The sequence below is a fragment of the Mesorhizobium sp. M0239 genome (assembly GCF_040321815.1).
Lineage (GTDB): Bacteria > Pseudomonadota > Alphaproteobacteria > Rhizobiales > Rhizobiaceae > Mesorhizobium.
The window spans coordinates 163,868-183,985 of the sequence record NZ_JAMYSG010000004.1 but is presented as its reverse complement, the minus strand read 5'-3'; the positions used below and the strand labels follow the sequence as shown (position 1 = coordinate 183,985).

At 63.8% G+C, this 20,118-nt stretch carries 19 protein-coding genes; 7 read left to right on the top strand and 12 right to left on the bottom strand.

The annotated features are described in order from the left end of the window. Positions 1–58: 58 nt before the first annotated feature. The gene (locus NKI99_RS05385; protein ID WP_352610034.1) at positions 59–349 is read right to left on the bottom strand and encodes a DUF1127 domain-containing protein; all 291 of its coding nucleotides are present in this window, start codon (positions 347–349) and stop codon (positions 59–61) included. Between the two features lie 178 nt (positions 350–527). On the opposite strand from NKI99_RS05385, the gene NKI99_RS05380 reads away from it, so the two are divergent. The 3 genes from NKI99_RS05380 (at position 528) to NKI99_RS05370 (ending at position 4,322) form a co-directional block, all read left to right on the top strand. Further along, positions 528–1,484, top strand: coding sequence for a LysR substrate-binding domain-containing protein (locus NKI99_RS05380; protein WP_027035580.1), 957 nt, complete (start codon positions 528–530; stop codon positions 1,482–1,484). 83 nt (positions 1,485–1,567) lie between these two features. Continuing rightward, the gene (xseA, locus tag NKI99_RS05375; RefSeq protein WP_352440707.1) at positions 1,568–3,199 is read left to right on the top strand and encodes an exodeoxyribonuclease VII large subunit; all 1,632 of its coding nucleotides are present in this window, start codon (positions 1,568–1,570) and stop codon (positions 3,197–3,199) included. A gap of 4 nt (positions 3,200–3,203) precedes the next feature. Then, complete coding sequence (locus tag NKI99_RS05370) at positions 3,204–4,322, top strand: DmpA family aminopeptidase (protein ID WP_352440708.1); 1,119 nt, start codon at positions 3,204–3,206, stop codon at positions 4,320–4,322. Between the two features lie 53 nt (positions 4,323–4,375). On the opposite strand, the gene NKI99_RS05365 is transcribed toward NKI99_RS05370, so the two are convergent. The 11 genes from NKI99_RS05365 to ehuR form a co-directional block, all read right to left on the bottom strand. Continuing rightward, positions 4,376–4,696: a hypothetical protein gene (locus NKI99_RS05365; RefSeq protein ID WP_245273059.1), complete on the bottom strand. Its 321-nt coding sequence runs from the start codon at positions 4,694–4,696 to the stop codon at positions 4,376–4,378. Positions 4,697–5,100: 404 nt separating this feature from the next. After that, positions 5,101–6,099 (bottom strand): N(2)-acetyl-L-2,4-diaminobutanoate deacetylase DoeB, encoded by a 999-nt coding sequence (doeB, locus tag NKI99_RS05360; protein ID WP_023809041.1) that lies wholly within the window; start codon positions 6,097–6,099, stop codon positions 5,101–5,103. 5 nt (positions 6,100–6,104) lie between these two features. Continuing rightward, positions 6,105–7,283, bottom strand: coding sequence for an ectoine hydrolase DoeA (gene doeA, locus NKI99_RS05355; RefSeq protein WP_023809042.1), 1,179 nt, complete (start codon positions 7,281–7,283; stop codon positions 6,105–6,107). Positions 7,284–7,434: 151 nt separating this feature from the next. Beyond that, positions 7,435–8,427, bottom strand: coding sequence for an ectoine utilization protein EutC (eutC, locus tag NKI99_RS05350; RefSeq protein WP_352440709.1), 993 nt, complete (start codon positions 8,425–8,427; stop codon positions 7,435–7,437). Between the two features lie 232 nt (positions 8,428–8,659). Beyond that, on the bottom strand, positions 8,660–9,652 hold the full coding sequence (gene eutB / locus NKI99_RS05345) for a hydroxyectoine utilization dehydratase EutB (RefSeq protein WP_352610032.1): 993 nt from the start codon (positions 9,650–9,652) through the stop codon (positions 8,660–8,662). A 186-nt stretch (positions 9,653–9,838) separates the two neighbouring features. After that, on the bottom strand, positions 9,839–10,615 hold the full coding sequence (eutA, locus tag NKI99_RS05340) for an ectoine utilization protein EutA (RefSeq protein WP_352440711.1): 777 nt from the start codon (positions 10,613–10,615) through the stop codon (positions 9,839–9,841). 3 nt (positions 10,616–10,618) lie between these two features. Continuing rightward, positions 10,619–11,278 carry an ectoine/hydroxyectoine ABC transporter permease subunit EhuD gene (ehuD, locus tag NKI99_RS05335; RefSeq protein WP_352440712.1) on the bottom strand — a complete coding sequence of 220 codons (660 nt, stop codon included), beginning with the start codon at positions 11,276–11,278 and terminating at the stop codon, positions 10,619–10,621. A 34-nt stretch (positions 11,279–11,312) separates the two neighbouring features. Next, positions 11,313–11,972 (bottom strand): ectoine/hydroxyectoine ABC transporter permease subunit EhuC, encoded by a 660-nt coding sequence (gene ehuC, locus NKI99_RS05330; RefSeq protein ID WP_023809047.1) that lies wholly within the window; start codon positions 11,970–11,972, stop codon positions 11,313–11,315. A 172-nt stretch (positions 11,973–12,144) separates the two neighbouring features. Further along, positions 12,145–12,996, bottom strand: coding sequence for an ectoine/hydroxyectoine ABC transporter substrate-binding protein EhuB (ehuB, locus tag NKI99_RS05325; protein WP_023809048.1), 852 nt, complete (start codon positions 12,994–12,996; stop codon positions 12,145–12,147). A gap of 87 nt (positions 12,997–13,083) precedes the next feature. Next, positions 13,084–13,869 carry an ectoine/hydroxyectoine ABC transporter ATP-binding protein EhuA gene (gene ehuA / locus NKI99_RS05320; RefSeq protein WP_023809049.1) on the bottom strand — a complete coding sequence of 262 codons (786 nt, stop codon included), beginning with the start codon at positions 13,867–13,869 and terminating at the stop codon, positions 13,084–13,086. Between the two features lie 125 nt (positions 13,870–13,994). Further along, positions 13,995–15,380 carry a MocR-like ectoine utilization transcription factor EhuR gene (ehuR, locus tag NKI99_RS05315; protein ID WP_352610030.1) on the bottom strand — a complete coding sequence of 462 codons (1,386 nt, stop codon included), beginning with the start codon at positions 15,378–15,380 and terminating at the stop codon, positions 13,995–13,997. 81 nt (positions 15,381–15,461) lie between these two features. On the opposite strand from ehuR, the gene NKI99_RS05310 reads away from it, so the two are divergent. The 4 genes from NKI99_RS05310 to NKI99_RS05295 all read left to right on the top strand — a co-directional run bounded on the left by NKI99_RS05310 (position 15,462) and on the right by NKI99_RS05295 (position 20,106). Beyond that, positions 15,462–15,953: an Lrp/AsnC family transcriptional regulator gene (locus NKI99_RS05310; RefSeq protein ID WP_023809051.1), complete on the top strand. Its 492-nt coding sequence runs from the start codon at positions 15,462–15,464 to the stop codon at positions 15,951–15,953. Positions 15,954–16,082: 129 nt separating this feature from the next. Further along, positions 16,083–17,576, top strand: a complete 1,494-nt coding sequence (locus NKI99_RS05305) for an NAD-dependent succinate-semialdehyde dehydrogenase (protein ID WP_352610028.1) — start codon at positions 16,083–16,085, stop codon at positions 17,574–17,576. A gap of 38 nt (positions 17,577–17,614) precedes the next feature. After that, positions 17,615–18,994, top strand: a complete 1,380-nt coding sequence (locus tag NKI99_RS05300; RefSeq protein WP_352610026.1) for an aspartate aminotransferase family protein — start codon at positions 17,615–17,617, stop codon at positions 18,992–18,994. Positions 18,995–19,002: 8 nt separating this feature from the next. Then, entirely contained in the window at positions 19,003–20,106 is a 1,104-nt protein-coding gene (locus tag NKI99_RS05295; protein ID WP_023809054.1) for an alcohol dehydrogenase family protein, read from the top strand. Positions 20,107–20,118 lie beyond the last annotated feature (12 nt).

Below are 20,118 nucleotides of genomic sequence, written 5' to 3'. Positions count from 1 at the left end.
TACTCGTCAGTCGCGTCGAACCCCGAAAAGGTTCACGACCTAAACAACAAGCAACAGATCAGGCCACCTTGCGGGCGATGTCCTCGATCATTTCGACGCGATCGCTGGCGATTTCGCGCAGCATCGCCGTCGGGTCGCGGCCAAACGGCACGTCGATGGCGACGTGCAGGTCGGCGCGCGTCAGGCCGATATCGGCGAGTTCGGCGTCCGACATCTCGCCAAGGCGATAAAAGGCGCGGCGGTTTTTCCAGGCGCGATAGATGTTGGAGACGGTGTTGGCCACGCGAGTCGCAACGGCCGGACGCGAGGTGATGCGCGAGGTCTCGGTGGCGAAATCGAACGTGGTCATTGTCGGTCTCCTTCAGACTCGAACGGGCAAAGCCTTGCAATCGGCGCTGGCGACAGCGGCCGTTCCGGCTTCGATTCACATGCCTTCATGTGGACAATACCAATTTGCCATCGAGTGATTGATTAATCCAACGAATGTTTCTAATCTTTACCATCAACACTAGTGATGGATCATGTCGATGAAATCGCCGCTCGATCTCGATCAATTGCAGACCTTCATCTCGATCGCCGATACCGGCAGCTTCACCAGGGCGGCCGAAGAGGTGCACCGGACCCAGTCGGCGGTTTCGATGCAGATGCGCCGTCTGGAGGAGCGGCTCGGCAAGCCGCTGTTCGAAAAGGACGGGCGCACCAACAGGCTGACCGAGGAAGGCGACAAGCTGCTCTCCTATGCGCGGCGGCTGCTCTATCTCAACCGTGAGACGCTGGCTGCCTTCGATGACCGGCGGCTCGAAGGCACGATCCGCATCGGCACGCCCGACGACTATGCCGATCGTTTCCTGCCCGAGATCATGGCGCGGTTCACGCGCTCCAATCCGCGCGTCGAACTGACCGTCATCTGCGAGCCGACGCCGGGGCTGGTCGAGCATATCAAGCGCGGCAATCTCGACCTCGCGCTGGTGACTCACAACGACGTACGCGGCCAGTCGGAGGTGGTGCGGCGCGAACCGCTGCTGTGGGTCACCTCGGCCAACCATGCGACGCATGAGCAGGAAACGCTGCCGATGGCCTTTGGCCGGCCGAACTGCATCTGGCGGCGCGCCGCCGTCGATGTGCTCGACCAGCAGAACCGCGACTATCGCATCCTGTTCACCAGTTTCTCGGCCACCGTCATCACCGCCGCGGTGCTTTCCGGGCTGGCGATCTCGGTGCTGCCGGAATGCGCGCTGCGGCCCGGCATGCGGGTGCTGAGCGAAGCCGACGGCTTCGGCGCCCTGCCCGATTGCCGCATCGGTATCATGCGCGGCCAGACGTCGCGGCCGGAGATCGTCGATGCGCTCGCCCGCCATATTTCGGAAAGCCTGGACAATATCTCCGTCCCGGTCGGCGAAGACCCCGGGACATTCGATTTCGCAGCACTCGCCTTCACCAAGCTGCGGCGAACCAAGCCGAACCAGATTCTGCCCGGCTGGTAGGCAGGGTCAGGTATGCGGGTTATGAACGGCTGGCCCGACGCAACCGCCTTGACGCGGGCGCCCAACCGTTCCCCAATCGGCCGATGAGCGAAGCAGCATCCGAATCACGCACCAACGCCGCCGAATATACGGTGAGCGAGATTTCCGGCGCGCTGAAGCGCACGGTCGAGGACGTTTTCGGCAATGTGCGGGTGCGTGGCGAAATATCAGGCTATCGCGGGCCGCATTCCTCAGGTCATGCCTATTTCGCGCTGAAGGACGACCGCGCCCGGCTCGACGCCGTGGTGTGGAAAGGCACGATGAGCCGGCTGAAATTCCGTCCCGAAGAGGGCATGGAGGTGATCGCCACCGGTAAGCTCACCACCTATCCCGGCAAGTCCAACTACCAGATCGTCATCGACAATCTGGAGCCTGCCGGCGCCGGCGCGCTGATGGCGCTGCTGGAGGAGCGCAAGCGGCGGCTACAGGCCGAGGGGCTGTTCGATGCCGGCCGCAAGCGGTTGCTGCCATTCATGCCGCGCATCATCGGCGTCGTCACCTCGCCGACAGGATCCGTCATCCGAGACATCATCCACCGCATCAAGGACCGCTTTCCGCTGCACATCCTGGTCTGGCCGGTGCGTGTTCAGGGCGAGATGTCAGGCGCGGAAGTGACTGCTGCGGTCAACGGCTTCAACGCGCTGGCATGGGATGGCGCCATCCAGCGTCCCGATCTGTTGATCGTGGCGCGTGGCGGCGGCAGCCTCGAAGACCTCTGGGGCTTCAACGACGAGGCGCTCGCCCGCGCGGTTGCCGCTTCCGGCATTCCGGTGATCTCGGCTGTCGGCCACGAGACCGACTGGACGCTGATCGACCTCGTTGCCGATGTGCGGGCGCCGACGCCGACGGGTGCGGCCGAAATCGCTGTGCCGGTGAAGGCGGACCTTGAAGCAACGCTTGCCAGCCTCGGTGCGCGGCTGAAAGCGGCGGTCCTGCGCAATTTCGAGCGCAAACGGCAGGCTGCTCGTGCGGCGGCCCGCGCACTGCCTTCGCCCGACCAATTGCTGGCGCTGCCGCGCCGACGCCTCGATGAGGCGACATCCAGGCTCGGCCGGGGCCTGTTGGTCTCCACCGAACGTAAGCGTGCAAGGTTTTTTGCCGTAAAGCTGACACCGGCAATGCTGTCGCAGCGCATTGCCGAGGCGCGGCGCACCAACGAACGCAATCTTTTGCGAGCACAAGGGGCATTGCGAACGTTGGCAAGAGCCCGGCGTGCGGAGCTTAACCGAGCGGCGGATCAATTGCCAAAATGTGCCAGGGCATCGCTGCAGCGGCACAAGCAGCAATTGACCATGCTGCAAGGCCGCATCACGATCGAGCCGACGGCACGGCGGCAACGCGTGCAGAGGGATTTGCTGACAGCTTTGACAAGACGCGGCACGCAAGCAGTGGTGCTCAGGCTGGAGCGCCTGCGCGGCCGCGTCGTCCAGGCCGACAGGCTGATGGCAACACTGTCGCACAAGGCCGTCCTGGCGCGCGGCTTTGCGCTGGTGAGGGATGCGGATGGCGCGGTGATCAAGCAGGCTGCCGATGTGGCGTCGGGAATGGCGCTTTCGCTCGAGTTCGCCGACGGCACCGCCGATGCGGTGGCGATCAGCGGCACGGCAAAACCGAAAGCCGTGGCCAAGCCGGCGGCCAAGGCCAAAGAGCCTGGCAATCAGGGATCCCTGTTCTGACACCATGACCGACAATCCGCATCATCTGACAACACCCTCAGGCAAACCGCGCGCGCGGAATTTCGGCATCGGCTTCGACGGGCGGCCCGGACCGTTCAATGCGATCACCGACGTGCCCGGCGTGGCTGTCGGCTATGCGACGCTGATCTCGGGCGATGGCGCGCTTGTCGTCGGCGGGGGACCAGTGCGCACCGGCGTGACCGCGATCCTGCCCAGGCCGCTCGCCGACCTCGCCACGCCGGTCTTCGCCGGCATCTTCAGCCAGAACGGAAACGGCGAACTGACCGGCTCGCACATCGTCGAGGAAACCGGGGCTTTCAACTTCCCGATCACCATCACCAACACGCATTCCTGCGGTGTTTCACGCGACGGCACGCTGCGCTGGATGCAAAGCGTGCTGCCGGCAGCGCTCGACAGCGGCTGGGGGCTGCCGGTGGCGGCGGAGACCTATGACGGCTTCCTCAACGACATCAACGGTCACCATTTGACGTCAGCGCATGTTGCGCAGGCCCTCGACGGCGCCGCCGGCGGACCGATCGAGGAAGGCAGCGTCGGCGGCGGTACCGGCATGATCACTTTCGGCTTCAAGGCCGGCTCCGGCACCGCATCGCGCATCGTCGAATGGCACGGCCGTGCCTACACCGTCGGCGCCTTCGTGCAGTCTAATTTTGGAAAACGGCGCAATATCACCATTCGCGGCCTGCGCGTCGGGCCGGAACTCGTCGAGCCGGCGGTCCGCGAAGGCACACCGCGTGCTGAAAAGGGCTCGATCATTGCCGTCGTCGCCACCGACGCACCGTTCCTGCCGCATCAGATGAAGCGGCTGGCCCGCCGGGTGCCGCTCGGCGTCGCCATGACCGGCGGCTTCGGCTATCACAGCTCAGGCGACATTTTTATCGCCTTCTCAACCGCCAATGCGAGCGCAGCGCTGGCGCCCTCCGGCCGCATCGCCAGCGCCAATTTTATTCCGGACACCGATATCGATCCGTTTTTCGATGCGGTGATCCAGACCGTGGAGGAAGCAATCCTCAACGCGGTGGTTGCCAACGACGATATGACCGGACGCGACGGAAATTTCGTGCCGGCGCTGCCGAAGGCGTGGCTGAAGGAGAAGTTTGGCTGAAGACAAAAACGCGGGCCAGAAGCCCGCGCTGGAACAACGTCGCCGCTATGCGATCATTCCGCGGCTTTTCCGGGGGGCTGCTGGCTTTCCTCGGCCTCGGCGGCTTCCTCAAGCCGGGATGCGATAAGTTCCTGGATATCGCCGACTTCTTCCTGGATGTCCTCCAGCGGGATGCCGACCTCGGCCGCCTCGGCGGCGCACTCCTTGGCCAGGGTTTCGGCCTGCTTGTCGATCCTTGCCTGGGAGGACTGGCAATGGACCTTTTCGCCGATCCATCCCCGCAAGAATTCGATGGCGTGTTCACTCATACTGCTGTTCCCTGGCGGCAAAGCCGGTTGGTAATCATAAACGTCGACATCCCGCAAAGGATGCATGTCCCCATTCCAGCCGAGTCGCGGTCGGCCGGCAAGCCAATGCCGTCCAAGGTCCACAGAGCCATAGGAAATCGAGGGGTCAAGAGCATTTTCTGATTCTGGAGGAGTCGGTACCGTTGGCTAGGTCACGCCCAGCGCTGCGCCACTGTTTCTATTTGCTTTTTTCCGGTTTCCGAGCCGATTTCCGTCACAATAGATGGCGCAACATACTACACATTCACAGTTGCTTCGAGGTGTGGCCCTCGAGCGCGCGGGTCGAAGCCGCCGCTATATAGTGACATCCTCCTGCAATGTCGACTCCGCTCGCCATGCTGCTTCTTTCCGCCGCGCCGAAGGCTCCGCAACGGACCAAGAGCAAGTGACGATGGACGCGAACGGGGTGGAGCAAGCCTCGGCGGAATCGCTCAGACGGGCACAGCCACCACCGCCGCGCAGTCGCCGGCCTTGACCAGCCCGGGGAAATGCCGCGCCGCCAGCATGCCCGACATTTTTGCCTGGATCTCCTGCGGGGCGATGCCGGTGCGGCCGGTGGAATGGATGCGCGCCAGCACCGCGCCCTTTTCGACGGGTTCACCGAGATCGACCATGGTTTCGATCATGCCGTCATCTTCGGCGAAGGAGAAACAATCGCCCGATGGCATATCCAACCACTGGGTTGAGGTCTTCTCCACCGCACCGGCGACAATGCCGGCGTGGCGCAGCACGTTGAGAATGCCGTGCCGCGCGATCCGCACGGTTTGCGCGCGCGACGTGCCGCCGCCGCCAAGCTCGGTGCTGACGAAGACCTTGCCCATCTCCTCGGCTGCCGTGTCATACATGCCGATGGCGTCGATTTCGATCATGCGCATCGAGAACGGGGCGGCGAAGGCTGCGACCGCGTCGAAGGCTTTCTGTTCCAGCGCCTTGTCGGGCAAGGTGTGCGCGGCGCAGAACGGCACGAAGTCCAGCGTCTTGCCGCCGGAATGGAAGTCGAACACGATGTCGGCGCGGGGGAGCAGCTCACGCTGGAAATAGTCGGCGATCTTTTCGGTCACCGTTCCGTCCGGCCGGCCGGGAAAGCTGCGGTTCATGTTGCCCTTGTCGATCGGCGAGGTGCGCTTGCCGGCACGGAAGGCCGGATAGTTCATTGCCGGCACGATGATCACCGTGCCGCTGACATCTTTCGGGTCGAGCGTGCGGGCGAGATCGTAAAGGGCCAGCGGTCCCTCATACTCATCGCCATGGTTGCCCCCGGTCAGCAGCGCTGCCGGCCCGTTGCCGTTGCGGATGACGCAGATCGGGATCATCACCGAGCCCCACGCGGAATCGTCGCGGCTGTAGGGCAAGCGCAGGAAACCGTGCTGGATGCCGTCGCGGTCGAAATCGACGGTCGGCGCGATCGGCGACGGGCGGGTGCTGGACATCGGGCTCAATCCTTCACCGCCAGCTTACGCGGCACATTGGCCAGGCACTCTACACCGGTTTCGGTGATCAGGATGGACTCGGTGATTTCCAGTCCCATCGTTTCCAGCCACAGGCCGGTCATGAAATGGAAGGTCATGCCGGGCTTGAGTTCGGTGCGGTCGCCGGGACGCAGGCTCATCGTGCGCTCGCCCCAGTCCGGCGGATAGGACAGTCCGATCGAATAGCCGGTGCGGTTGTCCTTGATGATGCCGTATCGCTTGAGGACACCGAAGAAGGCGTTGGCAATGTCCTCGCAGGCGTTGCCGGGTTTCGCCGCGGCCAGCCCCGCTTCCATGCCTTCCAGCGTCGCCTTCTCGGCATCGAGGAATTCCTGCGTCGGCTTGCCGAGGAAGACGGTGCGCGACAGCGGGCAGTGATAGCGATTGTAGCAGCCGGCAATCTCGAAGAAGGTGCCCTCGCCCCGCTTCATCGGTCTGTCATCCCAGGTCAGATGCGGCGCCGAGGCATCGGCACCCGACGGCAGCAGCGGCACGATCGCCGGATAATCACCGCCGATACCGTCGACGCCGCGCGTGCCGGCATCATAGATTTCGGCAACGAGATCGCATTTGCGCATGCCGACCTCGATCTTGTCGAAGATGCGCTGGTGCATCGCTTCGACGATGCGGGCCGCCTTGCGCATATAGTCGATCTCGGTCGGGCTCTTCACCGCACGCTGCCAGTTGACCAGCGCGGTGGCATCGACAAAGCGGGCATTGGGCAAATGCTTCTGCAGCGACGCGAAGGCGGCCGCCGAGAACCAGTAATTGTCCATTTCGACGCCGACTGTCAGCTTGCCCCAGCCGCGATCCGCAAGCACGCTCGCCAAAAAATCCATCGGGTGGCGCTCGGTCGACTGCACATAGTGGTCGGCATAGCCGACGATGTTGTCGTGCGCGAGATAGGCGGTGCGCTTGGCGCCGTTGGCGTCCTGGCCGCGGCCGTACCAGACCGGCTCGCCCGAAGGCGGCACGATAACCGCCTGGTGCACATAGAACGACCAGCCATCATAGCCGGTCAACCAGGCCATATTGGAAGGATCGCTGATAACAAGAAGATCGACGCCCTTCACCTCCATGGCTTTGCGCGTTTTGGCGAGACGATCCGCAAATTCGCCGCGCGAGAACTTCAGGTTCGGTTGCATTGTTCTTGGTCCTCGTTTGTTGGGCCTTGCGGCCGGTATCAGCTTTGAATCCAACTCGTCGTTCTTGTTTGAGAGTGATCTCTGGACAAAACGGAAACTGTTTGTCCGAGAAAACCTGTTCCCACTTTTCCGGATCACGCTTTGGCCAGCATCAGCTTTCGAAAATCGTTCCGGAGTTGGCCACCCTCGCGCGATCTCGAGCGAGCGTGGCGATCGCCGTGTCCTGGACGCCAGTGCCGGTGAGGTCGGCGATGGTGATGTCGCTGGCCGAGCGCCGGCCATGTTTTTCGCCGGCGATGATCTGGCCGAGTTCGGTCACCTCTTCCTCGGCGGCCATCACGCCCGCCGCGATGGCATGGTGCAGCTCACCCAACCGCCTTGTCTGGCGGGCACTGTCGGCGACATAGAGATCGGCCATGCGCAGGATTGCCGGCGCGATCTCGTTCTTATGCTCGGCGTCGGAACCCATCGCGGTGATGTGCTGGCCGGCGGAAACGAATCCCGCCTTGATCAGCGGCTCGGTCGAAGGCGTGGTGGTGACGATGATGTCGGCGCCGGCGACCGCGTTTGCCGCGTCGGATTCAGCGCGCACGACGATGCCGATCTTTTCGCGCAGGGCTCCGGCGGTCGCCTCGGCCTTTGCCGCATCGCGCGCCCAGATGCGCGCCTCGGCAATCGGCCGCACCAGCATGAGGGATTCCAATTGCAATCCGGCCTGGACGCCGGCGCCGAAGATCGCGGCAACGGACGAGTCCTGCCGCGACAGATGTTTGGCGGCGACGGCGCCGGCGGCAGCCGTGCGGACGTCGGTGAGATAGCCATTGTCGAGCAACAGCGCCTCGACTAGGCCGGTCTTGGCCGAAAGCAGCACCATCATGCCGTTGACGCTGGGCAGGCCGAGCTTCGGATTGTCGAAGAAGCCGGGGCTGATCTTGATGGCGAAGCCGTCAATGCCCGGCACATAGGCTGTCTTCACGTCGACCTCGCCGTGGTACTCGGGAATGTCGAGCCGCAGGATCGGCGGCATCGCCACCGGCAGGGTAGCGAGCGCGCGGAAAGCGTTTTCAATGCAGGCGACGGCATCGAGATCGAGTGTCACGATCGCCCGCAACTCTTTCTCGGTAAGGATGGTCATCCGGCTCATGCGGCGCGCTCCGGAGTGGCAAGCTCTGCAAAGGACAGCGTTCTGTCACACCCCCCTCTGTCCTGCCGGACATCTCCCCCGCAAGGGGGGAGATTGGACTTCATCTTTGCCTTCGCCAATCTCAGACGCCGCAAGAAAAGCGGCAGCATCGAAGCTGCCGATCTCCCCCCTTGCGGGGGAGATGTCCGGCAGGACAGAGGGGGGTGTGAAGAAACTCGGCGTGAAAGACGTTTCATCCGGCGCGACCCGCATTTATCGAAGTGTCACCGCAGACGATTTTCCGATGCAGCTCCATATTCATGTTTCGGCCAGAAAGAAGCACAACCACCGGCCCGTTCGCCGTAATCTTGCCGGCGAGCAGTGCGGCGATGCCGACCGCGCCGGCGCCCTCGACGATCTCGCGCTCCTGCGCATAGGCGTGGCGGATGCCGGCGGCGATCTCGTCTTCGCTGAGCAGGACGACATCGTCGAGCAGGTCGCGGCACATGGCGAAGGTCAGCCGGTTGTCGAGGCCGATGCCACCACCGAGCGAATCCGCCAGCGTCGGCAATTCTTCCACCAGCACCGGCTGGCCCGCATCGAGGCTGGCCTTCATCGCCGCGCCACGCGCCATCGAGACACCGACGACTTTTGTCCGGGGGCTGACGCCTTTGATGGCTGTAGCAACCCCTGATGCGAGCCCACCGCCGGAGATCTGGGCCAGAACGAGGGCGGCATCCGGGACCTGCTCGATCATCTCAAGCCCGAGCGTGCCTTGCCCGGCGATAATGTCGGGATGGTCGAAGGGCGGCAGCATAACCAGCCCCTCTTGCGCCACCAGCCGATCGACCTCCTGCTGGGCATCGTCCTGGCTGTCGCCGACGATGCGGACTTCCGCGCCAAGCCGGCGGATCTCGTCGAGCTTGTTGCCGGGCACCAGGCGCGACATGCAGATTACGGCGCGCATGCCCTCAAGCTTCGCCGCATGCGCCAGCGCGCGGCCGTGATTGCCGGTCGAGGCCGCGACCACGCCCCGCGCCTTCTGTTCGGCGTTCAACGAGGCGACGGCGTTCGAGGCGCCACGCAGCTTGAAGCTGCCGGTGGTCTGGCGATGCTCGAGCTTGAGGTGAACGGGGACGCCGAACTGTTCCGAGAGGCTGTGGGACAAGACGGTTGGCGTGCGCTCGACTTTACCAGCGATACGCTCACGGGCGGTACGGATGTCGGTGAGAATGACGGCGGGCATCACGAAACGCCCCCCTCTGGCCTGCCGGCCATCTCCCCCTCAAGGGGGGAGATTAGCGGCTGCAACACCTTCGCCAATTGTCGATGTTGCAGGAAGAGCGGTGACGCATGAACTGCCAATCTCCCCCCTTGAGGGGGAGATAGCCGGCAGGCCAGAGGGGGGTGCTCGCTCACACTGGACATAATCTTACTGAACCAAGGGCAACGTCATCAGCCGCCCGAACTCAGGATGCGGCGCCTCATCCCCGCACAATCTCAGGCAGTTCCAGGCGGTCGCCTGGTTGCTGGTCACCACGGGACGTCCAATAGAATTTTCCATGCCGGTGACCGCGAGGGCGCTACGCAGCGCCGTGCACGACACGAACAGCGCATCGGCGCTGGCGTCGGTCGCTTCACGCGCCAGGTCGACAAGCGTTGCCGGTGCGATGCGTGCCATCTCGCGGTCGTCCTCGAAGCCGAGGCAGGTGAAGCTGACGATCTCGAAGCCGCGCGCGGCGAAATAGGCGGCCATCGGCCTGGATGTCTCGACCGTGTAGGGAGTGAGAATGCTGATCTTGTTTGCGCCCAGAGCACGCAGCCCGCGCACGCCCGCCATCGGCGGTGTGACCACCGGCACGCCGGGCTTTGCGACCTGGATCGCCGCCTCGATCTCGGCATCGCCGATCACCACCGAGGCCGAAGTGCAGGAATAGCAGATGGCATCGAGCTTCTCGTCCGGCAGGATCAGGGCCGCGCCCGCCGTCAGCGCCGGCTGCATCTTGCGCAGGTTTTCAGGCGTCGTCGGGTTGGCATAGGGAATGCGCGCGACATAGACGCCGACCCGCTCGCCCGCCACCATGCGGCGGAAATCCGGTTCGCTGGTATGGTCGGTGGCCAGGATAATCAGGCCGACGCGCCGCTCCAGCGGGCGCGCATCCAGCGCCGACCGTTTCGGGTAGACCTTGATCTCGGGCAAGGGTTTCATCGGCTACCTCTCGATCTTGCCGTAGCGGCGTTCCAGCCAGCGCAGCAGCACGACCGAAAACAGACTGATGACCAGGAAGAAAGCACCGACCAGGGTGATCGGCTCGATATAGCGATAGTAGGTGTTGGCGACGCTTTTGGCCTGGTTCATCAGTTCCAGCACGGTGATTGCCGACAGCAGCGGCGTTTCCTTGAACATGGCGATGAAGTAATTGGCGAGCGCCGGTATCATCGGCGGGATAGCCTGCGGAATGATGATGTTGGTCCAGGTCTGCGTGGCGCTCAGATTGCACGCCTTGGCCGCTTCCCACTGGCCGCGCGGCACATTGTCGATGCCGGCGCGATAAACTTCCGCCGTGTAGGTGCCGTAGTGCAGCCCGAGCCCGATGACACCGGCGACCAGCGGCGGCAGCAGGATGCCGATGTCGGGCAGCACGTAGAAAATGAAATAGAGCTGCACCAGCAATGGCGTGCCGCGGATGAACTCTGCGAGGAAGCCGACCGTGCGCGACAGCGCTTTGTTGGGCGAGCGGCGCGCAAGCGCAATGCCAAGCCCGACGATCGCCGCCAGCACCGAGCCGAGCAGCGTCGCCAGGATGGTGATCTTCACCCCCTGGATCAGCGTCGGCATGATTTCCCAGACGAAGTTCCAATCCCACTCCATCAGCAAGCCCAATTTGTCAGAAGGGAATTGGCCATCAGGCACGCACCCCATCGAGGCCGCGCGCCATGCGTCGTTCCAGCGAGCGCACGCCCCACGAGATGAGCAGGGCGAGGACGAAATAGATGATCAGGATGGTGGTGAACGGCACCAGGGTGTTGCCGGTCTGGGCGCGCACCACCTGCGCCTGGAAGGTCAGGTCGGTGAGCGAGATCAGCGACACCACGGCGGTCGCCTTGAGCAATTCGATGGCATTGTTGCCAAAAGTCGGCAGCATCACCAGCAGCGCCTGCGGCAGGATGATGTGGCGCATGCCTTGCCAGCGGCCGAGATTGAGCGCTGTGCAGGCCTCATACTGTTCGCGGCCGATCGACTGGATGGCGCCACGCACCACTTCGGCGGCATAGGCGCCGACATTGAGGCCGAGCGCCAGCACGCCGGCCTGCAACGGGGTCAGCGAAATGCCGATGAAGGGCAGCACGAAATAGGCCCAGAACAACTGCACGAAGATCGAGGTGCCGCGGAAGAATTCGATGTAGGCGGTAGCCAGCGCGCGCAGCACGAAGAAACGCGACAGCCGCCCCATTCCGGCAAGAAAGGCCATGAACAGCGCAAGCACCGACCCCATCAGCGTCAGCTCGATGGTGACAAGCGCTCCCTGCAATATCAGGCCGAAATAGCCGGACCACTGGGTCATCTAATGTACTGTTCCACCTGGACGTTTGGTCGAAGCCCCCTCACCCGGCCTCCGCTACGCTCGGCCGACCTCTCCCCGGCGGGGAGAGGAGACCACCAGCGTCGGCGCCAGCCTCTTCTCCCCAGCCGGGAGAAGGTGGCCCGAAGGGCCGGATGAAGGGGTCTTCCTTACTTCACTTCGCCGCGCAGAGCTTGTCGCGGCTGGTCGACATCGCGGCCGCCGCCGAGAAGCCGTAGGGCTCGATGATCTTGGCGAACTCGCCTGATTTCTTCATCTTGGCCAGTTCTACGTCGAAGGCGTCGCGCAGTGCCTCGTCGCCCTTCTTGAAGGCGGCGCCGTCGCAATAGACCGGTGCGCCCTGCACCGGAGCGATGACTTCGAGGTTCGGATCGTTGGCCTTCTTGACCAGATCATTGATCGACAGGACGGGCAGCGAATAAGCGTCGATGCGGCCATCCTGAAGCATCTTCACGCCGCTCTGGCCATCCGGCACGACGATGACGCGATCGCGTGGCACGCCGGCATTGAGGGCGAGCTTCTCCTCAGTGCCGCCGCCCGGCGCACCGATGGTCGCAGTCGTATCCTTGGCGACATCCTCATAGCTCTTGAAGCCCTTCGGATTGCCCTTCTTCACCAACATCGCCTCGGCATCGCAAAGCACCGGCTCGGAATAGACGACGGCGGCGCAGCGTTCCGGCTTCATGAACAGGCCGGCGGTGACGACATCGAAGCGACCGGCCTGCAGGCCAGGGATCATGGCGCCATATTCGGAGATCGAAGCGGCGACGTCGGCGACGCCGAGCCGCTTGAATATCTCGCGGGCCACATCAGGCGCGGCACCCGAAACCTTGCCGTCGGCGGCGACCGCCGTATAGGGCGGCTCGTTGGCGATGGCGAGGCGGGCGAAACCTTGCGCCTTGAGCTGTTCGAGCTTGCTGTCATCGGCCGAACCCACGTTCGAGGCGGCCAGCACCGCCGCCAACGCAAGGCTGGCGACGCCAGCCAGAATGCCAAGTTTTTTCATTGTTCCCAACTCCTTGTTTCTTGTCTTGCTTTGTTACGAGGCGGCTCTCGCCACCTCGGGACGACTTCGTCGCCTTGGGCATTGCGGTCAGACGCGATGTCCGGCCGCGATGATCTTCTTCAGGAAGCCTTGCGTGCGCTCCTGCTTGGGATTGCGGAAAATCTCGTCGGGCTTGCCCTCCTCGACGATCCTGCCACGATCGAAGAACAGCACCCGGTCGGCGAAATCATGGGCAAAGCCCATCTCGTGGGTGACCAGCAGCATGGTCATGTCGGTCTCGGCGGCAAGCTTGCGCATGACGTTCATCACCTCCTCGACCAGCTCCGGATCGAGCGCCGACGTCACCTCGTCGAACAGCATGATCTTTGGCGACAGCGCCAGCGCCCGGGCGATCGCCACGCGCTGCTTCTGCCCGCCGGAAAGCTGTGCCGGCATGCTTTTCGCCTTGTCGGCCATGCCGACCATCTCGAGCAGTTCCATCGCCCGCTTTTCGGCGGCCGCACGCGGCGTGCCCTTGGTCAGCATCGGCGCCAGCGTGACATTGTCCATGACGCATTTGTGCGGAAACAGGTTGAACAGCTGGAAGACCATGCCGATCTTCTGGCGCATCCTTGTCAGGTGTCGCTCATCGGCGGGCAGCAACTGGCCGTTGCGTTCCATGTGATAGAGCTGCTCACCGTCGATCTGGATATGACCGCCATCGATGCGCTCCAGCGTCATCAGGATGCGCAGGATTGTCGTCTTGCCCGAGCCCGACGGGCCGATCAGTGCCAGCTTTTCGCCAGGCATGACCTGCATCGACAGGCCGTCCAGCACTTTGAAAGTGCCGAAGCTTTTTGAAATGGCGTCGATCTTGATGATGGGCGTGGGCACTGCAGTTCCCCGTCCTGGAGAGGTCTATGCTCTTAACGATGCGGAACGCGCCAAATCATGTCAATTGAGAAAATAATATCATGACAATTATTTCTGATTCCGCACAATTTCCGAGCAACCCCAGCCTAGATAGCGAGCAGCAGGTGTTCCGGATCGCCAAGCAGCAGCTTGGTGACAACGCCGAGGCCGGCGCGCAGTTCCCCCTCGGTGGTCGAACCCAGCGAGATACGCACCGCCGGATGCCACGGCGCAGCCGAAATACGGAAGGACGCGCCGGGTGCAATCGCCACACCCTGCAGGCGGGCCTGGGCGACAAAGCTTTCCTCGGCGCGGTCGGCCGGCAGTTGCAGCCAGACATGCAGCCCGTCTCGCCGGGCGCGATAGCCGACCCCCGCCAGCACTTGCGCTGCAATATCCTGCCGGCGCCGCAAAGCCGCGCGCTGCCAGTGGACAAGCTCCATCGCCGTCCCGTCGGTCACCCATTTTGTGGCGATCTCGGCCACCAGCGGCGTCGCCATCCAGTTCGAAACCAGATGCCGGTTGGCGACGGCGGCGACATAGCGGTCGGGTGCGACGAGATAGCCGATGCGCAGCCCGGGCACGGTGATCTTGGTGAAGGAGGTGACGTAGAGCGTGCGCTCCGGCGCGAACGCGGCAACCGGCGGCGGCCGGTCTTCGACCAGCGGACCGAGCACATCGTTCTCGATGATAGCGATGTCGTGCTTGCGCGCAACCGCCGCGATCTGCTCGCGCCGCGCCGCATCCATCAACGTCGCCGTCGGGTTGATCACCGAGGGCTGCACGAAGACCGCGCGGATGTCGGAAAGCCGGCAGGCTTCGTCCAGCGCTTCCGGGATCAGGCCGTTGTCGTCGATCGGCAGGCCTTCCAGGTTGAAGCCGAGATAGCGTGCCAACGGCACCAGCGTATGGTGGCCGATCGCCTCGGTGGCGACCGTCGAGCCCGGCGGGGCGACACTCATCAGCGCTACCGTCATGCCGGCGGTGGCGCCGTTGGTCAGGCTGATGTTCTGCGCGGAGGTGTCGAGACCGCACAGTTTCAGCCATTCGACCGCCACCGCGCGGTGGCGCGGAAACACCATGTTGGGCCGAAACGACAGTGCCGAACTCGACGGCAGGTTCTCGGCCAGCCAGCCCAGCGCCTGCTTCAGCCGCTCCAGATGCATCGGCTCGCAGACCGGCTTCAGGATCGACAGATCGATGACTTCGCCGAGCCGCTCCGGCAGATAGGGCGGTTCCGGCTCGCGGCGCTGCGTCTGGACGAAGCTGCCGCGGCCGATCTCGCCCGAAATCAGCCCGCGGCGGATCAATTCCTCATAGGCGCGGCTCACCGTCTGCACAGAAAGCTTGAGGTCGTCGGCCAGACGTCGATGGGTCGGCAGCCGCGCGCCATTGGCGAGGCGCCCGTCATGGATGGCGCGCGCGAACTGGTCGGCCAGCGATTGATAGGCCGGGCGCCGGATGAGCGCGGGATCGGGTTGCCACAATGTCATGACTTATTAGAGATCGAAATCAGTGCAATTGACAATCGAAATAATGCGCCGTCATGGTACTCGGACGAAAAGTGAGCTCTGATGACATCCGCGAAACTCGACCCGATCGACCTGAAAATCCTCGACGCCATCCAGCGCGACGGACGCATCACCAAGTTGGCGCTGGCCGAGCAGGTCGGCCTGTCGCCGACGCCGTGCTGGATGCGGCTGCGCAAGCTGGAGAAGGCCGGCATCGTCTCGGGCTATCACGCCAGGATCGCCATGCGCGTCGTCGCACCCGTTGCCACCGTCCTGATGGAGGTGACGCTGGCAAACCACCGCCAGGCCGATTTCGACCGCTTCGAGCGCGTCATCCGCGATGTTCCCGAGATCGTCGCCTGCTGGTCTGTCGGCGGCGGCGTCGACTATGTGGTGAAGGTGATGGCGCGCGACATCGACGCCTATCAGCGGCTGGTCGATGGCTTGCTCGAACGGGAAATCGGCATCGACCGCTACTTCACCTACATCGTCACCAAGACGGTGAAGGACGAGATCGCGCTGCCCATAGCCGACCTGCTGCCGGCGTCGGCTTAAGGCGGAGAGATCATCTGTCGGGGCGGGACAAAAGAGAGAGTCTCTCTCCTTCGAGGCATCCAAACAGCCTCTCTATCTGCATCGGGCGGATAGTCTTCCCGCATCAGTCCGAACCGGGAGGTCTCGACCATGTCCGCGCATTTCGCCCGCTCGCATCGCCATGAAGCGCTCGACCGCCTGACCGACCGCCGGCTGCTGCGTGAACTCGCCTATGTCGATGGCCACTGGACGGCAAGCGAAGCCGCTGAAAGCTTCGAGGTCACCGATCCGGCCACCGGCACGACTGTCGCTTTCGTCGCCGCGCTAGATGCACGGCGGACGACAAAGGCGATCGATGCGGCCGCGCGCGCCTTCCCGGCGTGGCGGGCACTGTTGCCGCAGGAGCGCTCGAAAATCCTGCGCAAATGGTTCGAGCTGATCCTCGGCGCCAAGGATGATCTGGCTCTGCTGATGACGCTGGAACAGGGCAAGCCGCTGCAGGAATCGCTGGGCGAGATCGACTACGCCGCCTCTTTCATCGAATGGTATGCCGAGGAAGCAAAACGCCTGAACGCCGAGAGCGTCACCAGCCATCTGCCGAACGCCGAAATGATCGTGCGGCGCGAGCCCCTCGGTGTCGTCGGCATCGTCACGCCGTGGAACTTTCCGTCGGCGATGCTGACCCGCAAGGCTGCGGCAGCCCTTGCCGCCGGCTGCACCATCGTTGCGCATCCGTCCTCGGAAACACCGCTGTCGGCGCTGGCTCTGGCCGAACTCGGTGAGCGCGCCGGCCTGCCCGCAGGCGCCTTCAACATCGTCACCGGCAAGGCTTCGACCATCGTCGGGCGGATGTGCGAAGATCCGCGCGTCCGAGCCATGAGTTTCACCGGGTCGACCGAGATCGGCAGGCTGATCGCCGCGCAAAGTGCGCCGACCATGAAAAGGCTGGTGATGGAGCTAGGCGGCCACGCGCCGCTGATCGTCTTTGCCGATGCCGATCTGGACAAGGCGGTTGATATCGCCGTCGACGCCAAATTCGCCACGTCGGGCCAAGACTGCCTCGCTGCCAACCGTATCTATGTCCAGCGTCCGATCTACGATCGGTTCTGTGCCGCCTTCGCCAAGCGCATCGAGACGTTGCGGACCGGCAATGGCCTTGCTGATAGCACAGACATCGGCCCGCTGATGCACGAGCGTGCCGTCAAGAAGGTCGAGGAACAGGTCGCCGATGCCATCGCTCACGGCGCGCGCTGCCTCACTGGCGGCAAGCGGCACCTGGCTGGCCCCCTGTTCTACCAGCCGACGCTGCTGGCCGATGTCAGGGACCAAGCGCTGATCATGCGTGAGGAGACGTTTGGTCCGGTGGCCGCCGTGACGCCGTTCGACAGCGAGGCCGAAGTGATCGCCCGCGCCAACGCCACCGAATATGGCCTCGTCGCCTATGTCGTGACCGAGAATGGTGGCCGGCAGCAACGCATGGGCCGCGCCCTCGACTACGGCATGGTCGCCATCAACCGCGTCAAGATCACCGGCGCGCCGATCCCGTTCGGCGGCGTCAAACAATCCGGCATCGGCCGCGAAGGCTCGCGCCACGGACTCGAGGCTTTCACCGATCTCAAATATCTCTGCCTCGATGTAGCTTAAGCTGCACCGGAATCACCCTTTTGTCAGGAGTCAAAAGAATGCTCGACCAGTCCAACGAACTCGCCGCCTGGGATCGCGACCACTTGTTCCATCCCTCGACCCATATGGGCACCCACGCGCGCGGCGAGAGCCCGACGCGCATCATGGCCGGTGGTGAAGGCGTCACTGTGTGGGACAACAATGGCAAGAAGAGCCTCGACGCCTTCGCCGGCCTCTATTGCGTCAATGTCGGCTACGGCCGGCAGAAGATTTCAGACGCCATCGCCGCCCAGGCGAAGAACCTCGCCTACTACCACGCCTATGTCGGCCACGGCACCGAAGCCTCGATCACGCTCGCCAAGATGATCATCGACCGCGCGCCGCAAGGCATGTCGAGGGTCTATTTCGGCCTCTCAGGCTCGGATGCCAACGAAACCAACATCAAACTGATCTGGTACTACAACAACGTGCTCGGCCGGCCGGAGAAGAAGAAGATCATCTCGCGCTGGCGCGGCTATCACGGCTCGGGCGTGATGACGGGATCGCTGACCGGGCTCGACCTGTTCCACAACGCCTTCGACCTGCCGCGCGCACCGATCCTGCACACCGAGGCGCCTTATTATTTCCGCCGCGCCGACCGCTCGATGAGCGAGGAGCAATTTTCGCAGCATTGCGCCGACAAGCTCGAGGAGATGATCCTGGCTGAGGGCCCGGAAACGGTCGCTGCCTTCATCGGCGAGCCGATCCTGGGCACCGGCGGCATCGTGCCGCCGCCGGCCTTCTATTGGGAAAAGATCCAGGCGGTGCTTAAGAAGTACGATGTGCTGCTGGTCGCCGACGAAGTGGTGACGGGCTTCGGCCGGCTGGGCACCATGTTCGGCTCCGACCACTACGGCATCAAGCCGGACCTGATCACCATCGCCAAGGGCCTGACCTCGGCCTATGCGCCGCTGTCGGGCGTCATCGTCGCGGACAAGATGTGGCAGGTGCTGGTTGAAGGCTCCGACAAACTCGGTTCGCTCGGCCATGGCTGGACCTATTCCGCGCATCCGATCTGCGTTGCCGCCGGCGTCGCCAATCTCGAACTGATCGACGAGATGGATCTTGTGACCTATGCCAGCGCGGCCGGCGGCTTTTTCCGCGCCGAACTGGCGAGCGCGGTCGGCGGGCCGCGGAATGTCGGCGACGTCCGCGGCGACGGCATGCTGGCGGCGGTGGAGTTCGTCTCCGACAAGGACGACCGGGTGTTCTTCGACGCTTCGCTCAAGATCGGGCCGCAGGTGGCGACGGCGCTTGCCGCAAGCGGCGTCATCGGCCGCGCCATGCCGCAGGGCGACATTCTGGGCTTTGCGCCGCCGCTCTGCCTGACCCGCGAGGAAGCCGACATCGTCGTGTCGAAGACAGCCGATGCGGTGAAAAACGTGTTTGCCGATCTCTGAGAGTGACTATGAATGCCATGACCAGGACCCTCCCCGCCACCATGGCCGCCGTGCTGCTTACCGGGCACGGCGGACCGGAAAAACTCGTCTACCGCAGCGACGTGAAAGTGCCCTCGCCCGCTCCCGGTGAAGTGCTGGTCAAGGTCAGCGCTTGCGGGATGAACAACACCGATGTCTGGGTGCGCCAGGGCGCCTATGGCACGGAGGAGGACGCTGCCGCCGTGTCGACATGGCGCCGCCAGGGCAACACGCTTGTTTTCCCGCGCATCCAGGGCACGGACACCGTCGGTATCGTCGCCGCTGTCGGCGAAGGAGTGTCGCCGGACCGTATCGGCGAACGGGTGATGGTCGATTTCTCGATCTACAATCGCGACGACGATTCGCTCGCCGACATCGACTATATGGGCCACGGCCGCGACGGTGGTTACGCCGAATATCAGGCCGTGCCGGCCGAGAACGCTCATGTCATCGACACCGACATGAGCGATATCGAACTCGCCACCTTCTGCTGCGCCTACCTGACCGGTGAACAGATGCTGGAGCGCGCCGCGCTCAAGGCCGGCGAGCGCGTGCTGGTCACCGGCGCCTCGGGCGGCGTCGGCTCCGGCATCGTGCAATTGGCACGGGCGCGCGGCGCCATCCCCTATGCCGTCGTCGGCAAGGGCAAGGAGCAGGCGGTGCGCGACATCGGCGCAGAGGCTGTCATCACCCGTGGCGTTGCCGACCTGCCGCATGCCGTGAACGAGGCGACCGGAGGCCAGCCGATCGACGTTGTCGCCGACCTCGTTGGCGGTGCCATCTTCAATGACCTCCTGCGTATTCTCAGGCCCGAGGGCCGCTACACCACGGCTGGCGCAATCGCCGGCCCGGTCGTGCAGCTCGATCTCAGGACCATGTACCTGAAGCAATTGCAGTTGCATGGCTCGAGCCAAGGCACGCGCGCGGATTTCCGCCGCATCGTCGGGCACATCGAGGCGAAAAAGATCCGGCCGCTGGTCGGCGGCGTCTACAAGCTCTCCGATTTCCACCATGCGCAAGCGGATTTCATCGCCAAGGATTTCGTCGGCAAGCTGGTGGTGGTGCCGGATGCCATGTGGGGTTCGGCTATCTGAACGACCGATGTC

Excerpts from the sequence above, each read along its gene's own strand:
- ehuB (WP_023809048.1), bottom strand. The coding sequence starts at position 12,996 with ATGAAAAAACTTGGCATTCTGGCTGGCGTCGCCAGCCTTGCGTTGGCG.
- NKI99_RS05365 (WP_245273059.1), bottom strand. The coding sequence starts at position 4,696 with ATGCATCCTTTGCGGGATGTCGACGTTTATGATTACCAACCGGCTTTG.
- NKI99_RS05370 (WP_352440708.1), top strand. The coding sequence starts at position 3,204 with ATGACCGACAATCCGCATCATCTGACAACACCCTCAGGCAAACCGCGC.
- ehuC (WP_023809047.1), bottom strand. The coding sequence starts at position 11,972 with ATGACCCAGTGGTCCGGCTATTTCGGCCTGATATTGCAGGGAGCGCTT.
- ehuD (WP_352440712.1), bottom strand. The coding sequence starts at position 11,278 with ATGGAGTGGGATTGGAACTTCGTCTGGGAAATCATGCCGACGCTGATC.
- doeB (WP_023809041.1), bottom strand. The coding sequence starts at position 6,099 with ATGTCCAGCACCCGCCCGTCGCCGATCGCGCCGACCGTCGATTTCGAC.
- xseA (WP_352440707.1), top strand. The coding sequence starts at position 1,568 with ATGAGCGAAGCAGCATCCGAATCACGCACCAACGCCGCCGAATATACG.
- ehuR (WP_352610030.1), bottom strand. The coding sequence starts at position 15,380 with ATGACATTGTGGCAACCCGATCCCGCGCTCATCCGGCGCCCGGCCTAT.
- eutA (WP_352440711.1), bottom strand. The coding sequence starts at position 10,615 with ATGAAACCCTTGCCCGAGATCAAGGTCTACCCGAAACGGTCGGCGCTG.
- NKI99_RS05310 (WP_023809051.1), top strand. The coding sequence starts at position 15,462 with ATGACATCCGCGAAACTCGACCCGATCGACCTGAAAATCCTCGACGCC.
- NKI99_RS05295 (WP_023809054.1), top strand. The coding sequence starts at position 19,003 with ATGAATGCCATGACCAGGACCCTCCCCGCCACCATGGCCGCCGTGCTG.
- NKI99_RS05385 (WP_352610034.1), bottom strand. The coding sequence starts at position 349 with ATGACCACGTTCGATTTCGCCACCGAGACCTCGCGCATCACCTCGCGT.
- eutB (WP_352610032.1), bottom strand. The coding sequence starts at position 9,652 with ATGCCCGCCGTCATTCTCACCGACATCCGTACCGCCCGTGAGCGTATC.
- doeA (WP_023809042.1), bottom strand. The coding sequence starts at position 7,283 with ATGCAACCGAACCTGAAGTTCTCGCGCGGCGAATTTGCGGATCGTCTC.
- eutC (WP_352440709.1), bottom strand. The coding sequence starts at position 8,427 with ATGAGCCGGATGACCATCCTTACCGAGAAAGAGTTGCGGGCGATCGTG.
- NKI99_RS05380 (WP_027035580.1), top strand. The coding sequence starts at position 528 with ATGAAATCGCCGCTCGATCTCGATCAATTGCAGACCTTCATCTCGATC.
- NKI99_RS05305 (WP_352610028.1), top strand. The coding sequence starts at position 16,083 with ATGTCCGCGCATTTCGCCCGCTCGCATCGCCATGAAGCGCTCGACCGC.
- NKI99_RS05300 (WP_352610026.1), top strand. The coding sequence starts at position 17,615 with ATGCTCGACCAGTCCAACGAACTCGCCGCCTGGGATCGCGACCACTTG.